The sequence below is a fragment of the Dactylosporangium sp. NPDC005555 genome, from assembly GCF_040605635.1.
Lineage (GTDB): Bacteria > Actinomycetota > Actinomycetes > Mycobacteriales > Micromonosporaceae > Dactylosporangium.
This window is the reverse complement of sequence record NZ_JBEXDG010000165.1, coordinates 1-1,619: the sequence shown is the minus strand read 5'-3', so window position 1 is coordinate 1,619 and position 1,619 is coordinate 1. Positions and strand designations below refer to the sequence as shown.

The window sequence follows — 1,619 nt, the reverse complement described above, 5'->3', positions numbered from 1 at the left end:
CTTGGCGTTTAACGTCTGGGTCTGGTTTGTCACCCTTTCTGGGGGACAACAGCGGGGCGGCCACCTGATCACTCTTTGAGGAAGAAGACGAATCTACCCAAGGAGGACGAGGTGGCCGCTCGTTTCAGTGTCTCCGACCCCGGCTTGGACGGCCAAGATCGCCAGGGTGAACTGCGTCGGTTCCGGGATGATCTGTACGAGTGCTGGACCGCGCGAGGGGATGCGGCCTTCGAACTCGTCGATGCGTTGTGCTGCCCGATCCCGGTCGGTGGTGTCGCCTATCTCAGCCTGGCGGCGACTGCTCGACGCGGGCACGGCGCCGCCCTGGCAGCCGTCGCCCACGGTGCGGTTGATGAGGACCGGCTGCGTGACGTCCTGACCGCCCACCGCCCCCGGGACGGGTTCGCGGACTTCGCGGTGGACACCTCGACCTGGCCCCGTCCGGACGCGGCCTGCTCCGCCGGGCGCGGCTACTACCATCAGCGGCATCCTCGGGCCCACACGGTCCGCGGGAAACCAGTCGTCGCCGGCTGGAACTTCTCCTGGCTGTCCGCGCTGAGCGCGCCGGCAGACTCCTGGACCGCACCGCTGGACGTGCGCCGCCGCACCGTCGGCGACAACGCCAACGCCGTTGCGGTGCACCAGATCAACAACCTGCTGCAACGCCTCGACACCAACGCTGGCGCCAGTCCTGATGCCAGTCCTGGTGCTGACGGCACGTTGTTCGCATTCGACGCGGGTTACGACCCGGTCCAGCTCACCGTCGACCTCGCCGACACCCCAGCCCAGATCGTGGTCCGGATCCGCAACGACCGGGTGTTCTTCACCCGCCCGCCAGCGCCCCGCACGGGAACCCGCCGCCGGCCGGGACGCCCGAAACGGCACGGCACCCGATTCCACTGCGCCCACCCCGCCTCCTGGACCCGCGCCTGCAAGACCAGCCCAGGCCCTGACGGCGTCATCCACACCACCCACACCGTGAACGCCACCCGATCCGGCGGACACGGCCAGGTCCACGTCCACGCCTGGCAGCACCTGCACCCCGAACACCAGCCCTACATCCGCGACCCCGACGGCCGGCCAACCATCGTGGAATGCACCGTCATCCGCCTCCAGGTCCAACACCTACCCCACCAACCGGGCCGGCACCCCAAACCGATCTGGCTGTGGTGGGCCGGCCCACCCGGCAGCACCCCAAACCTCGACCGGATCTGGCGCGCCTACCTCCACCGCTTCGACCTCGAACACACCTACCGCTTCATCAAACAGACCCTCGGCTGGACCACCCCGAAACTCCGCACCCCACACCAGGCCGACCACTGGACCTGGCTCATCGCCCTGGCATACACCCAACTCCGCCTCGCCAGACCCCTCATCGCCGACCACCACCTACCCTGGCAACCCCCACAACCCACCCACCGGATGACCCCCGGCCGAGTCCGAGCAGGTTTCCACCACCTAGCAGCCAACATCGGCACCCCCACCAACCAACCCAAACCCACCCGAGCCGGCCCCGGACGCCCCACCGGCAGCCACACAACACCCGCAACCCGCCACCCACCACACAAAACCAACGACACCAACACCCCCACAAAACCAACAAGACGTTAAACGCCAAG

General features: G+C 68.1%; 1 protein-coding gene. It reads left to right on the top strand.

What is annotated here, in order from left to right:
• Positions 1-111 precede the first annotated feature (111 nt).
• Positions 112-1,611, top strand: coding sequence for an NF041680 family putative transposase (locus ABZS58_RS51260; RefSeq protein WP_354792122.1), 1,500 nt, complete (start codon positions 112-114; stop codon positions 1,609-1,611).
• Positions 1,612-1,619 lie beyond the last annotated feature (8 nt).